Source organism: Moraxella equi (assembly GCF_002027555.1).
Classification (GTDB): domain Bacteria; phylum Pseudomonadota; class Gammaproteobacteria; order Pseudomonadales; family Moraxellaceae; genus Moraxella; species Moraxella equi.
In genome coordinates, this window is sequence record NZ_MXAP01000067.1 from 1 (window position 1) to 14,682 (window position 14,682).

Sequence of the window (14,682 nt, forward strand, 5' to 3'; positions counted from 1 at the left end):
GTTCGGTTGGTATATATCAACCACACAGACGCTGGCGGCATCGTCTATCACGCCAATCATCTCACTTTTTTTGAGAACTGCCGTCGGGATTGGCTGACATCGCTCGGCTTTAATGGTTATTTTTTTGACACGGACGGGATGGCAGATGGCACGGACGGACAGCAAGGCAAGGTGCATTTTGTGGTCAGTCGTGCCGATTTAACCTATAAATTACCACTTTTGGTTGATGACAACCTTGTCGTTGCCATTACTGATGTCACCAAAAAGCCCGCCAGTCTCATCATGACTCAGCACATCTACCGCAGTGATGATGATTTTAATCAGGGCAAGGTCGCCACCATTGGTGTGATTACCCTTGCTTGCGTCATGAACAGCGAACACGGCATTCGCCCCTGTCGTCTACCCATGGCGTTTCGCTGATAATTTGTCAAAATGGCGAAATCATGGCAAACAGTTTGGCTTAACCACAAAAAAACAGGAAGCATTTTCTCCCTGTTTTTTTACTTTTGACAGTAGCTTACAGTTTAAACTCATGCACGCTATCCACAAATACCTTAGCGTGTTCGGGTTTGACCCACTGGGTAATGCCATGCCCAAAATTTGCCACATAGCCCGTTTTGTCATTCACATAGGCATCTGATAGCATATCATGTACCGCCTTTTTGATGTCGGCAGGCGAGCCGTAAAGCGTGGCAGGATCAAGGTTACCTTGAATGGCTTTTTGACGTTGTAGCTTTTTGTGCTTGACCGTCAAAGCCTTTTGAGCATCATTAAGTTCATGTCTTGCCTTGTCTAGGGGCATTGTCCAGTCCAGCCCCAAGCAGTCGGCTTGACTGTCCGCTTGAACATCAAGCCATAAGCCCCCGCCTTTGGTAAACATGACCACAGGCACATCGGGGTGCTTGGCTTTTAAGCGGGCGATGATTTCACGATTATAATTATGGCTAAATTCCACAAATTGACGATGACCCAACGCCCCACCCCAGCTGTCAAAAATCTGCACAATCTGAGCCCCTGCATGTATCTGAGCGTCCAGATAATCCACGACAGCGTCCGAGATTTTGGCAAGTAAGGCGTGCAAAAACTGTGGTCGGGCGTACATCATCTCTTTGGTGTAGCGAAACTCACGGCTAGAACCGCCTTCCACCATATAGGTCGCCAAAGTCCAAGGACTACCGCTAAATCCAAACAGTGGCACTTGTCCGTTTAGCTCTTTTCGGATATTGGTTACCGCTTTCATGACATAGTCAAGCTGACTATTTACATCAATTTTTGGCAAACGTTCAAGGTCGGTCGGTGTGCGTACGGTGTATTTAAATTTAGGGCCTTCGCCTTCTTCAAAATAAAGTCCAAGCCCAAACGCATCAGGGATTGTCAAAATATCACTGAACAAAATCGCCGCATCCAGCTCAAAACGGCGTAACGGCTGCAAGGTAACTTCGGTCGCCATGTCGGTGTCCTTGCACAGACTCAAAAAATCGCCCGCTTTGGCACGGGTTTCTTTGTATTCTGGCAAATAACGCCCTGCCTGCCTCATCATCCATACAGGGGTGGCATCAATAGGCTCAAAACGCAAGGCACGCAGTAGGCGGTCATTTTTTAGAGGGGCAAATTGCTGGGTCATTGTCATTCCACTGGTTAAGTTAATTTTTAGCTAAATCAATTTTTAAAATTTTTTCATTGTTAATTGACTATACCTTTGGGTAAATTTGTAGGGGCAAATGACACTTGCCCTTTAATAAGGTGTTGATTTTTAGGTAAATTGCAATTCGTCCCTACACATCCAAATTGTAAAATGCATCTTTATTAAACAATATCAAAATTTTAAATATCTATCACAAAACCGCCATGTCATCACGGTGCACCATAATGGCTTTGTCGTTGTCGCTTAGGTTTAGGATTTGTAGGACTTCATCGGTGTGTTTTTGGGTGATTTGTTTGGCTTGACTGCTATCAAAACCAACTTGACCCACCGCCAACCGCACTTTTTGGGTGTTAACAATCTCCACCACATCGCCCATGTCAAAATCACCTTGCACATCTAGCACGCCCACAGGCAGTAGCGATTTGTGCTGTTCGGTAATCGCCTTGACTGCCCCATCATCGATAATGAGCGTGCCCGCCATACGTAGGTGCGTGGCAAGCCATTGCTTTTTGGCAATCAGGCGGTCGGCATGGTCGGTCGTGAGTCGTGTGCCGATAGTCTCGCCATCCGCCAGTCGCACGATGACATTTTCCACCTTACCATTGGCGATGATGGTCGGGCAGTTTGCCATGGCGGTCAATCGCCCCGCACGGATTTTGGTTAGCATACCGCCAGACCCCCATTTACCACCGTCCCCTGCCACATCAAACAGATAATCCGCCATCGCTCGCTCGCTTGTGATAAGCTTGGCGTTGGGATTGGTGCGTGGATTGTCGGTAAATACACCGTCTTGGTCGGTTAGGATAATGTACAAATCCGCCCCTATCATGGTCGCACTCATCGCCCCAAGCGTGTCATTATCGCCAAATTTTATCTCGCCATAGCTGACCGTATCATTTTCATTGATGACAGGCACGACACGCCACGCCAAAAGCTGGCTCATGGTCTGGCTAATGTTAAGATAACGGGAGCGGTGAGCTAAGTCGTCATGAGTCAAGAGAATCTGTGATGACTGCACGCCTTTTTGGATTAACGCTTGCCACCATGTCTCAATCAGCCCCATCTGTCCAATGGACGCACAGGCTTGCAAGGCAGGTAATTTTTTGGGGCGTTCGGGCAGATTCATGCGAACCACGCCTTCGGCAACCGCCCCACTAGACACCAGCACGACTTCAATCCCACGAGCGTGTAAGGTGGCGATTTGTCTTGCCCATTCATAAATGGCGGTACGGTCCAGTCCACGACCGTTGTTGGTCAGTAGCGATGAGCCGATTTTTACCACGATACGCTTTGGCAAATTATCCATGCTTTTTCCTTATATCAGCCCATCATCAGTACGGAGCGTATTCCACTGCCACGTCATAGTCGTCATCATTCCAATCATCATCGTCATCGTCCGATACGCCCTCACGCTCGGCTTTACGGCGGGCTCGGTAGGCTTCTTTTTGAATCTCGGTGTTGTGGCGAACTTCTTCTTCAAGTCTGGCAAATCGTTCGGCTCTTTCTTTGGCAAAATCAGCATCCTCCGCCTCTCGCTCTTGCTCCGCCTCAATCTCACTCATCAGATGATATTTAATCTCGTCCACGCCTTGTCCGCTAATGGTGGACGTGCGAAACACTTCGCCCTGCCAGTCTAGCTCTTTGACGATATTGTTACACACCTCATCAATCTCATCATCGTCTAATTGGTCAATTTTGTTTAACACCAAAATTTGGGGCAATTTGGACAATTCAGCAGAGAACTTTTCAAGCTCATTTAGGATAATGCGTGCGTTCTCCACAGGATTTGACTCATCAATGGGTTTTACGTCCACGATATGAAGTAGCCGTCTGGTACGGGCAACGTGCTTTAAAAATCGAATGCCAAGCCCTACCCCATCTGACGCCCCTTCAATCAAACCCGGAATGTCCGCCATAACAAACGACTGGTGCGTTCCCACGTCCACCACGCCCAAGTTTGGCACAAGGGTGGTAAAGGGATAATCTGCCACTTTTGGGCGAGCGGACGACACTTGGCGGATAAAGGTGGATTTACCTGCGTTTGGCAAACCAATTAGCCCCACGTCCGCCACGACTTTTAGCTCTAACTTCAGATTTTTGGCTTCGCCAGCAAAACCAGGGATTGCTTTACGGGGGGCTTGGTTGGTAGAAGTTTTAAAACGGGTATTACCAAACCCACCGTCTCCGCCTTTAGCAACAAGCACGACTTTCCCCACTTCGGTCAAGTCGCCAATCACCACATCAAGGTCGGTGTCAATAATCGTTGTCCCCACAGGCACTTTTAGATAAATGTCGTCCGCCCCTTTGCCCGAGCAGTTTTTGGAGCGACCGTTTTCGCCCCTTTTGGCTTCAAATTTACGGGTATAACGAAAATCCACAAGCGTGTTGGTGTTGTCATCAGCAATCACATAAACACTGCCACCCTTACCGCCATCACCGCCATCGGGCCCGCCTTTTGGGACAAATTTTTCACGGCGAAAGCTCACGATACCGTTACCGCCATCGCCTGCTTTTACGCTGATTACAGCTTCATCAATAAAACGCATAATTTCTCAAAATATTTTAATCTAACTGGTAATTATATCACGTTTTTTTTATAAAATCTTTATCATAAAAGCACGGTTTATAAAAAATATCTGTTGGCTAAAAAATTATATCCGAACGATTACAATACATTCATCACACTGGGCGTATATTTATGAATTTACACAATATTGGCTTGATATTGCTTGGTATTGGTTGTATGGCAGTAATTTTAGCAACCAGATTGTATTTTCAGCTGATTTTTCGCTATTATGACCTGCACCAAAGCTCATTTTTTAAAAGCATGACTCAAACACTCATTAATGACACAGGCAACAAACGTATTCACTACAGGCACGTTTGTTTTTCACACACATATTTCTGGGATAAAGATGAGCGGCCCTATCAAATGGAGCTAACCACCATGCCCTCACTTATCTCAAAAGAATTTCAAGCAGTTATCAAGTTTAATAACACACATATTGAAGAAAATCACCTTATGGCAATTGACAATCGCACAAATAACATCACAGATTCTTTCATCAATGAACTCATCAAACGTTCTGCTAAATTTGATCGCTCCTTTAGCACTTCACACGAAGCGTTATATGAATTTTATACTACCGCTTGCGTTCCTGTGCGTTATATGAAATATCGCAATCATTACTATGTATACCCCACCACACCTATTTCTCATACTCATCAGTAGGAAACTCCATGCCCCTAGAACCACATGACAATGACTTTGATGGTAATTTTGATGAGAACTGGGAATATGAAGAGCCCTTATTTTCAAAAATAGAAATTCTCATTTTTTCTATTGCAACTCTCACATTGGGCATTTTTTCAACGTTTATCTTTCATTTTTTAATGAAGAAATTATTAAAGTCATTTATCCTTTGGCTTACAATGAGAAATTATGGTTTTTGATTTTATTTAAAAACAGTTTATGTTTACTTACCTTTGTTGTGATTTGGCTTGTCCATTATCGTCTTTATCATTATTCTTATGAAGGTTTGTCTTCATATTTGGGAACAGCAATCCACAGAATACTTCGTATAGGTCTATTGTCCTAGGCTTGGTCTTTTTTCTGGCACTTTCTAACAATGGACGTATGTGTTCAAATTACTCTCGTGTGATGTCACTTGGATGGGCTTTTCTCATGGTGAATGATTTGGTTGGTGGTGGTTGGTTTATTGCAGCATATTTTTTGATTGTGAACAGGTTCTTACATACAGCCAACAAAATTGAATTTTACTACGGAAACCGTTCACCCTGAGCTTGCCTGCGGGTCGGTTTCCGTCATGGTTCGACTTATCTCACCACGAACGGAAACCGTAGCACTTTTTCATTTTGTAGAGTGTACAATTTATTTGGTTGTCAAACTTGCCCACAACTTCTCCAACTTCTTAGCCGACACCGAACCCATCGTCTTCATCGGCTGAGCAAAAAGCTGTATGCGGTATTCTTCCACAAGCCAGCGATACTCACTGATTTTTGGGTCGTGAATGCGGTTAGCTAGCCTTTCCATATGCTCATCAAGGGTATAAACCCCGTCCAAATCATTGTCCAGATTGTTGGGCAATCTATCAAGACGCACCTTTAACGCCTGTAAGTAGCGTGGATACTGTCGCCAAGCGTCATAAGGCACTCGGTAAACAAAATCACCAAGCGACAAATCATCAAGCTGGTCTTCAATGTCGTCAATGCTCTCGCCAAAAATCTCACGGTCAAGCATCAAAAGCTGTCCACGCACCACCTGCCAAGTGGTGTAAATGTCCTTTAACACCTTTAACATCTCTTGCCCCACCGCCAAAAACTGACCGCTTATCAGCTCCTTGACCGTCTCAAACTCGCCTGCACTCAAAGGCACTTTGTCAAGCAAATCGCCCATCTTGTCATCACGCACAAAGCCCGCCACCTTTTCACGCACGCTTGTGTCCACAAACGATGTGGCATACCGCTCAAAAGTCGCTTGTAGGCTCGCATCCACAAGAAGTGCCTTTAACTTCTCCAAATCGCCCAAAGGAGCGTACGCCATCTTAAAGGCTTTGTCAATTTGCCCTGTCAGCTGTTTTTGTTTTGCCCCAAGCGTCAGTTTGATAAGCGATAGCACGCCTGCCTTGTGGGTGGTCAAGGCTTTTTGTAGGTCGCCAAACTCCACCACCGCCACTTTGCCCGTCTCATCAGGACTTAACGCAAAAAACACCTGCGTTACCATACCCTTATGATGACGGGTTTTGATAAAGTCAAAATGCTCTGGAAAAGTCTCGTGAATGCCTTCTGTAACCTTTTGCACTTGGCTCATCGTTTGGTATTTGGCTTGCAATTTGGCTAGGTCTCGCCCCTTGTCCATCACTCGCCCTTTGTCGTCAAGCACGCAGATTAAAGGCTGTAAATAAGTATCAATCTCGCTTGGCTTAAAGTCATCGGCACCAACCTTCACGCCCATTCTAAGAAGCTGTCCACAAAGCTGGTCTAAGAGTCCCACGCCATTGCCCTGCACCAGCTTATCCATCAAGGCACGGGCGGTGTCGGGAATGGGGACGATTTTTTTGCGGGCGTCTTTGGGCAAGGTTTTTAAAAGGCTTGCCACCAGCTCATACCGCCAGCCTGCAATGCCCCACAATAAATCCACGCCATCAAGCTGGGTCAATGCCCCTACGCCCACTTTGACACTCACGCCATCGTCATCGGAGCTTGGGTCAAAGACATAGGATAAGGGGAATTTGACCGCCCCCACCTGCCAAAACTTAGGAAACTCCTGCCCTGTGATGACGCTGTCATTAATCACGTCTTCGTCTTTGAATTTTAAAAACTCATCATCGCCCACTTTGCCAAGCCAATCTTCAAAGGCTTTGGCGGACGCAATGTGGGGCGGAATTTTGTCATCATAAAATTCATACAGTCGCTCTTCGTCCACCAGCAAATCTCTACGGCGTAACTTGTCTTCGGTGTCGCCCACGTCTTTGATTTTTTGGCGGTTGTGGGTCAAAAAAGGCAAGGCTTTGGGGTAGCGTTCTTCTTGCCCATCGCCTACGAGTGCATCCATAATAAAAATCTCACGGCTTGCCACCAAATCAACCGTTTCATAATTGACAAGCTGTTTGTGAACAATGATTAACCCAAACAGGCTAATCTGGGCATGGGCACGCACCCGCCCTTCTTTTTTTGACCAATGCGGTTCAAAATAATGGTATTTTAATAAGGGCTTGCCCGCCGACAAAATCCACTCAGGCTCAATCTTGGCAAGACACCGCATATAGACCTGCGATGTTTCCACCACTTCAAAGGCAAGCACCCATTCTGCCCCTTTTTTATGCAGGACGCTTGCAGGGAAAATGCGTGCCTTTTGGTTTTTGGTCATCAGATATTCGCCCACCGTGTCGGTTTTGTGAGCGACGAAGGATAACAGTGCCGTCAATAACGCCCGATGAATGCTGGCATAATCTTGGGCGGACTTGGTGAGTTTGTTTTTGTCAAAATGACCGTCTTTGTCCTTTAAACTTGCGAGCATCGCACTTTTGCCAAGCACTTTTTTACCACCTTTTAAGCCAATGCGACCTTTTTGCGTGGTGTTTGCTTTGTCATTTTGGATAAGTTCTTGATTGTTATCATTTTCTTGATAAATTTGATAACCCAAATCGCTCATCATCTGGGTCAGTTGCTCGTGCGTTTTTTGCCATTCTTTAATACGGGGAAAACTTAGATAATGCTTTTTGGCAAAGGATTTTCGCCCATTGCCCGTCAGTTTCTCGCCACCGTGCATTTCGTGGGCATTAAACAGCACATCAAACAATTCCACATAAAACAAAAAGTCAGAATTATCCTTACGAAACAGGGCGTGCTTTTGGTCGGCTTGGGCTTGTTTATCGGCTGGGCGTTCACGCACGTCTTGCACCGCAAGGGCGGAGACGATGATGAGCATTTTATCAAGACAGGCAAACTCGTGCCCTGCAATCAGCATACGGGCAAGGCGTGGGTCTATGGGCATTTTTGCCATTTTTTTGCCGATGTCGGTTAAGTTTGACGGCTTGGATTTTTGCCCCACTTTTTGCCCTGATTTTTGCTCTTTTTGGGATTTTTTAAAGGCGGTTTTGGTGGGCGTGTCGGACAAGGCGGACAGCTCGTGTAGGAGCTTTCGTCCGTCATTGACAAGGCGTAAATCGGGCGGTGTGATAAAATCAAACTCCGCCACATCGCCAAGCCCCAAGCTCTCCATTTGCAAAATCACGCTTGCCAAATTGGTACGCAAAATCTCAGGCTCGGTAAATTCTGGACGGGTGTCAAAGTCTTCTTTTGAGTACAAGCGTATGCACACGCCATCACTGATTCGTCCACAGCGTCCTGCCCGTTGGTTGGCGGCTGCTTGGCTAATGGCTTCAATGGGCAAACGCTGAATGCGTGAGCGGTAATTATAACGGCTAATCCGTGCAAAGCCCAAATCAATGACATAGCGAATGTTTGGCACGGTCAAGGCGGTCTCAGCGACATTGGTTGAAATGATAATCCGCCTGCCCTCTGTCGGCTTAAAAATACGCTGTTGCTCAGCAAAACTTTGGCGGGCAAACAAGGGTAAAATCTCGGTGTGGGGCGGTGCGTAAGCGGTCAAAATGTCGCCAATTTCACGGATTTCGGCTTCGGTACTGGCAAAAATAAGAATGTCCGATGAGCTTGGGTGTCCTTTGGTGCGTGCGTCCTCAAAGCACTCATTGACAGCAGATGTCAAGGCTCTGGGGAGCTTGTCTTCCATATCATCAAAAGTGTCATCATCGTGGCTTTTGACAATCTCATCTATCAAAGGACGATAACGAATCTCCACAGGGTAGCTTCGCCCTTCGACATTGATGATTGGCACATCGCCTTTTACTGCACTTTTAAAATACTCGGCAAAACGGGCGGTGTCAAGGGTGGCTGATGTAATAATCACCTTTAAATCAGGGCGTTTAGGGAGTAGGCGTTTTAAATAACCCAAAATAAAGTCAATGTTTAGGCTACGCTCGTGGGCTTCGTCAATGATAATGGTATCATAACGGGTCAAAAATCTATCGCTGGCGAGTTCAGCAAGCAAAATCCCGTCCGTCATCAGCTTGACAAGGCTGTCCTTAGTGCCTTCTTCGCTAAACCGCACCTTAAAACTCACGGTCTTGCCAAGCGTTTCGCCAAGCTCATCGGCAATACGAGTGGCGACACTTCTGGCCGCCAGACGGCGGGGCTGGGTGTGTCCGATTTGCCCTGTAATGCCCCGTCCTGCCAGCATGGCAAGTTTGGGGAGCTGGGTGGTTTTGCCAGAACCCGTCTCGCCTGCCACGATGATGACTTGGTGGTTTTGTATGGCACGAATAATCTCATCACTACGGGCAGTAACAGGCAAATCGGCATTTAATAAGGCGGGCAAATTAACAGGAATGCTGTCCACTCTTTTTTGTACCGCTTGGGCGGAACGCTGTATCAGCTCATCAAGCACTCTTTGTTTTTTGGCTTTGATGTCAGCAGGAAAATTGCCACGCAACTCACGCTCTAAGCGATGAACGATGTGGCGGTCTTTGACAAGTAGGAGAGTGTTGGGATTTTGGGTTGTATTTGGCATTGTTATGTTATCATTAATCATTCTAAAAATCAGATAAATGGGGCTTTTGCAAGGATTTACAAGCCGTGCCACTGGCATTAAGGATAATTTTCATGCCGTTTGTAAACTTAGGCACACTTTTTGATGTGGTTTTTTAAAAAATCGGCTATAATAAGCTATTTTTGACAAAATTTTATACGATGAGCGAACTTAACGTTTTAGATTTGATTTTAGAAGCCAGTTTGCTGGTGCAACTGGTCATGGGATTGCTACTGTTGTTGTCATTGATTGGTTGGGGGTTGATTTTTCGCCTGTCCGCCAAACTTGGCAGCGCCAAACGCTTTGATAATGATTTTGAAGCATGGTTATGGTCAGGCAACACCCTTGCCAAACAGTACAGCTCAGTCGCCAATGAGTCTGAACGCACCGGCTTAGAGCAGGTATTTTTTGTCGGTTATGGCGAGTTTTTAAAAGCCCAAAAATCAGGGGCAATGCGAGCGGACACGTTAGACAGTGTTGAGCGTAAATTTAAAGCCGCCATTGGCAAACAGCAAGCCATATTAGAGCAAGGCTTGGCAACCTTAGCCAGTATCGCGTCGGTGTCGCCTTATATCGGACTGTTTGGCACAGTGTGGGGGATTATGACCGCTTTTATTGGGTTATCTAGTGCCGAGAGCGTGAGCCTTGCCACCGTCGCCCCTGGTATTGCCGAAGCCTTGATTGCCACCGCCATGGGGTTATTTGCCGCCATTCCTGCCAGTCTTGCCTTTAACCATTTTAGTGCCAAGGCAGGGGCGTTGTACGAGTCTCGGGCGTTGTTTTGTGAAGAGCTAACGGGTGTATTTGCTCATGAGTACACCATGGCACAGCGTACTGGTCAGAGTTAGGCGACATCATGAAAAACAGCTACGCACGTGCCAAAAAACCCCTAAATAGCGAGATGAATGTCGTCCCTTACATTGACGTCATGCTCGTGCTACTCATCATCTTTATGGTAACCGCCCCCATGCTCACGACAGGGGTAGAAGTCAATTTGCCAAGTGAGAAAACCAGTAACATCACCAAAAGTGAGCTGACCCCTGTCATCGTCTCTCTCACCAAAGATGGTGAGCTATTTGTCAGTCATGAGAGAGCCATTGACCAAGCCATCAGCGAGAGCGAGCTGTCTGCCTTGCTTGCCGACATGGCACAGGCGAACATGGGCGAGAGCGGTAGCCAGCTCCAAGTACTGATTAATGCCGATAAAGATAACGCTTATGAAACGGTCATGCACGTCATGGCACTGGTGCAAGGGGCAGGCGTTACCAAAGTTGGACTGCTCAGCGGTCAAAGTAGCACTAAAAAGCAATCCAGCAAAAAATAAAAAAATAACAGCTTATCATGAACCATCAAACCGCACGCCTAGACTTAGACAACATCGGCACCAAAGAGCCTAATCCCCTACTCTCGCTCGTGGGTAGTGTCGTGGTGCATGGGCTGATTGTGGCAGGAGTGCTGTTTGCCTACACCCAACAAAAACCCCTACCCGAGACCATCTCCTTAGAAGCAAGCCTAGTTACAGGGGACGACCTAGCAGGGGCGGAAGCCGCCATTGCTGACGCCTTTGCCGAGCATCAAGCCCAGTCCACCCAAACCGACAGCACCCAAAGCACCACCACCCCTGACAGCAGTCGCAGTGCCCAGCTAGAAGCCTATTATGACGACCTTGCCAAGCGTGAACGTGCCTACCAAGCTCAAATGGCAGAGTACGCCAAAAGTCTAGATGATGAGATACTCTCCGAGATAGAAATGCAACGGCAAGCCATGGCAGACGAAGAGCGTGAACGGGCTCGTGCCGTGGCAGAGCTAGAAGCTCGGGAACGCAGTAATGATGACATCGCCCGTGAGAATAGCCAAGGGCTTGATGAAGCCCGAGAACGCCGTGATAATGCCATTGCCGAAAAAGAACGTGCCAATCGTACCGACAGCCGAAGTTTGGGTGATGGACAAAGCACCGTCAAAGATACGCCCACTACCCCCACCGTAGGACGTGGCGGGGCAGTCAGCGGCGGTAATAGCAGTGGCAGTAGCGAACAAAGTAGCAACCGCAACGAGGTCATCTCTGCCTTGCAACGCCACATTCGCTCACATTGGCGAGCCACTGGTAAAAACCAAACCTTGCAAGTCAAGCTCAAAGTGGATGGTAGTGGTAACGTGCTGAGCGTGCAAGTCTCAGGCGGTGATGATTATTTGCGTGAACAGCTAGAAGATACCGTGCGTCGAGCCAGTCCACTCACGCCCATTGTTGGCACGAATTATCGTGACTTGAATTTTAATTTTAAAATCAATTAGAATATATAGGGCGTGCCTGCCCTTTATAACACTATTTACAATATAGAAATATTTTAGAAAAAAACTAATCGTTTTTGCATGAAAAATGGCTATCCAACCACTTAATTTTTAAAATTAAGTTAAAATCTTAAGATTTATCAGATTAAGCAGTCGGATGTTTTTCATAATAAAAACTTGTCTGATAGAAAACTCACAGCCTTAAGTTTTTTCCTTGAAAAACGTGCGATTCCCCTGCTTTTTTAAACAGGTATTTTTCATTGCAAATACAAAAGGCAGGCACGCCCTGCATCCCCAAATATCATGTTTAAACATTTTTAAGGATACTCCATGAACATCAAAACCCCCCTATCCCATCTAACCCTAGCTGTCGCCCTAGTCGTGGCAAATCCTGCTTTTGCCGTGGGTTATGGCTCACTGGGCAACACCAATGACAGCGAGCTTAACTTTGACATCGACGTCGATGGCGTGCAAAACCCCTACCAAGTCGCTCTCATTCCCTTTGCTGGCGACAGTGTGGTCAGCAACACCGTCGCCAGCAACCTAAGCCACACCGAACTAAAAACCACCAGTCAAAACCTACCCCAACGTGCCCACTCCTCTGCCGAGATTAGCCAAAACCTATCACATTGGCAAAATGCTGGTTTTAATTATGTCGTGGTTGGACAAACCCAAAACGTCACAGGGGGCAAAATCGCCATCGTCTTTGAAGTCATCGAAGTCGCCACAGGACGTGTCATGCAGGGCAGACAGACCAAATATAGTGAAAATAATCAAAGTGCCCTGCGTCACACCGCTCATGTTGTGAGCGATAAGATTTATGAAATCATCACAGGCGAACCAGGCGACTTTACAGGGCGTATCGCTTATGTCGAAGAGACAGGCGACCCACGCAATAAAACCTCCACCCTAAAAGTGATGGACGCTGACGGGCAAAACGTCCGTGTGCTATTTAGCACGCAAGGCTCTATTTTTAGCCCCACATGGTCGCCTGACGGTCAGCGTATCGCCTACTCGGTACAAAAACCTAACGGCTTGCCAGTCATTCATCTGCAAAGTGCCAGTAGCAGTGGTGGCGGTCAAGTCATTACCCCATTTAAGGGTAATAACCTAGGGGCATCGTTCTCATCTGACGGCACCAGTATTCTTTTCTCAGGCAGTCATGAAAATAATGACCCATCCATCTATGAGCTACACATCGCCTCAGGTCATCTAAAACGCCTAACCAACATGAAAGGGGCAGAAAACTCACCGCAGTACACCCCAGACGGTCGCTCTTTTGTCTTTACCGCTGATAATGGCTCACGCACACCACGTCTCTACCGCTACAACATGAACACAGGGCAAGCATCAGCCATTGGCGGTGCAGGGGCAAACCCCCGAGTCAGCCCAGATGGTAGCAAAATCGCCTATGTTTCAGGGCGTAGCCTAGTGGTGACAGGGGCTGGCACGATTGACACCACAGGCATTGATGAATCAGCAAGTTTCTCACCCAATGGTAATCGTATCGTGTATTCATCTCACAAAGGCGGACGTGGTCAGATGACCATTCGCTCTCTAAAAACAGGGCAAGCCTTTACCATTGACACCCAAGGGACGGTGCGTGAACCAACATGGTCACGTGGCGGTATCAACTGATTTGGACTTGGGCGTGTTGAATATTGGTATTTGCAATGAAAAACGAGAAAAATCGCACGTTTTTCAAGGAAAAAACTTAAGGCTGTGAGTTTTCTATCAGACAAGTTTTTGACAATGAAAAACAAGATTTAGCCATTTTTCATACAAAAATTGATTGAAATTGTCAAATTTTACCATATTTTATAAGAATGTTATCAATGTCCAACACGCCCTTATCAATCATTCTAAAAAAACGCACGACTCATCTGCTCGTGCGTTTTGGCTTAGTGCTACTTTGTGGCATGCTCAGTGCCTGCCAACACATCCAGTGGGTTGACAGCCCCCTGCCCGTCACCCTAAACCCAAACCTTAACCCCAACACCCCCGAACACACGCCCAACCTACGACAAAAGCACCTACCCATCCACCCCTATCATAACAGAGCAATGTGCGATGACATTGCCTTTGCCAAAAATCCTGCCATCAAAAATCGCCTAGCTCCCAAGCCATGCACCCCCAAAGAAGCCAAGCGTTATGAAAAGCCGTTCTTTTTGCTGGAAGATTGGTTTTGATGTTGGATAAAGGATAAATGCTGTGAGTTTGGTGGGTTTTGATTTTATTCGTCATTTTGATAAAATCTTTAAGATTTAGGCATTATCACTAAACCATCCCCAATCATCCACCCCATTTAGCAAATAGCAAGGTGAGGGAGATCTCTATCATCTTTTGGCTTTTAGAATAATCCTTGGTCTTACGTTTAAATCTTGCAAGGTATGGTGTCTTATTCTACCATAACCTTCTATGGTGAGTGTCTAAGCTTTACTTTTTAAGAGTTTGTGTTTTGGAATGACTTCACTGCAAGATTCCCAATAATCAAAGCAAAACAGTTTGATGTTATTTGGGTTTGGGTTGTATATGGTCTTTTAAATGTGTTCGCATCTTATCTACCACAAACAAAGCCTAAACTTGTTTGGTATTTCTGTTATACCAACCGAACTTA

12 protein-coding genes and 1 pseudogene are annotated in these 14,682 nt (G+C 46.4%); 8 read left to right on the top strand and 5 right to left on the bottom strand.

Going from position 1 to position 14,682, the window contains the following annotated elements:
- The first annotated feature begins 6 nt into the window (after positions 1 to 6).
- Positions 7 to 420: a thioesterase family protein gene (locus B5J93_RS07020; protein WP_079325751.1), complete on the top strand. Its 414-nt coding sequence runs from the start codon at positions 7 to 9 to the stop codon at positions 418 to 420.
- Positions 421 to 517: 97 nt separating this feature from the next.
- Here B5J93_RS07020 and hemE read toward each other — a convergent pair whose 3' ends face one another.
- The 3 genes from hemE to cgtA form a co-directional block, all read right to left on the bottom strand.
- Positions 518 to 1,624, bottom strand: a complete 1,107-nt coding sequence (gene hemE, locus B5J93_RS07025) for a uroporphyrinogen decarboxylase (protein ID WP_079325752.1) — start codon at positions 1,622 to 1,624, stop codon at positions 518 to 520.
- Positions 1,625 to 1,835: 211 nt separating this feature from the next.
- Complete coding sequence (gene proB / locus B5J93_RS07030; protein WP_079325742.1) at positions 1,836 to 2,951, bottom strand: glutamate 5-kinase; 1,116 nt, start codon at positions 2,949 to 2,951, stop codon at positions 1,836 to 1,838.
- Positions 2,952 to 2,976: 25 nt separating this feature from the next.
- Complete coding sequence (gene cgtA, locus B5J93_RS07035) at positions 2,977 to 4,191, bottom strand: Obg family GTPase CgtA (protein WP_079325743.1); 1,215 nt, start codon at positions 4,189 to 4,191, stop codon at positions 2,977 to 2,979.
- Positions 4,192 to 4,343: 152 nt separating this feature from the next.
- Between cgtA and B5J93_RS07040 the strand changes: the two genes are divergently transcribed.
- Entirely contained in the window at positions 4,344 to 4,877 is a 534-nt protein-coding gene (locus B5J93_RS07040) for a hypothetical protein (protein WP_079325744.1), read from the top strand.
- 8 nt (positions 4,878 to 4,885) lie between these two features.
- Positions 4,886 to 5,098, top strand: coding sequence for a hypothetical protein (locus tag B5J93_RS07045; RefSeq protein ID WP_079325745.1), 213 nt, complete (start codon positions 4,886 to 4,888; stop codon positions 5,096 to 5,098).
- A 102-nt stretch (positions 5,099 to 5,200) separates the two neighbouring features.
- Here the strand turns inward: B5J93_RS07045 and B5J93_RS13330 are convergent.
- Both B5J93_RS13330 and hrpA read right to left on the bottom strand, forming a co-directional pair.
- Positions 5,201 to 5,332: pseudogene (locus B5J93_RS13330) on the bottom strand (transposase); the annotation flags it as partial.
- 205 nt (positions 5,333 to 5,537) lie between these two features.
- Positions 5,538 to 9,758 (bottom strand): ATP-dependent RNA helicase HrpA, encoded by a 4,221-nt coding sequence (hrpA, locus tag B5J93_RS07055; protein ID WP_079325753.1) that lies wholly within the window; start codon positions 9,756 to 9,758, stop codon positions 5,538 to 5,540.
- A gap of 179 nt (positions 9,759 to 9,937) precedes the next feature.
- Here hrpA and tolQ point away from each other — a divergent pair, with 179 nt between their 5' ends.
- From tolQ to B5J93_RS07080, 5 genes are all read left to right on the top strand, one after another.
- Positions 9,938 to 10,624, top strand: a complete 687-nt coding sequence (tolQ, locus tag B5J93_RS07060) for a protein TolQ (RefSeq protein WP_079325746.1) — start codon at positions 9,938 to 9,940, stop codon at positions 10,622 to 10,624.
- 8 nt (positions 10,625 to 10,632) lie between these two features.
- Positions 10,633 to 11,100 (top strand): protein TolR, encoded by a 468-nt coding sequence (tolR, locus tag B5J93_RS07065; RefSeq protein ID WP_079325747.1) that lies wholly within the window; start codon positions 10,633 to 10,635, stop codon positions 11,098 to 11,100.
- A 17-nt stretch (positions 11,101 to 11,117) separates the two neighbouring features.
- A complete protein-coding gene (locus tag B5J93_RS07070; RefSeq protein WP_079325748.1) occupies positions 11,118 to 12,068 on the top strand; it encodes a cell envelope integrity TolA family protein in 951 nt (316 codons plus the stop codon).
- Positions 12,069 to 12,395: 327 nt separating this feature from the next.
- The gene (locus B5J93_RS07075; RefSeq protein WP_079325749.1) at positions 12,396 to 13,703 is read left to right on the top strand and encodes a PD40 domain-containing protein; all 1,308 of its coding nucleotides are present in this window, start codon (positions 12,396 to 12,398) and stop codon (positions 13,701 to 13,703) included.
- A 197-nt stretch (positions 13,704 to 13,900) separates the two neighbouring features.
- The gene (locus B5J93_RS07080) at positions 13,901 to 14,254 is read left to right on the top strand and encodes a hypothetical protein (RefSeq protein WP_079325750.1); all 354 of its coding nucleotides are present in this window, start codon (positions 13,901 to 13,903) and stop codon (positions 14,252 to 14,254) included.
- Positions 14,255 to 14,682: the final 428 nt, after the last annotated feature.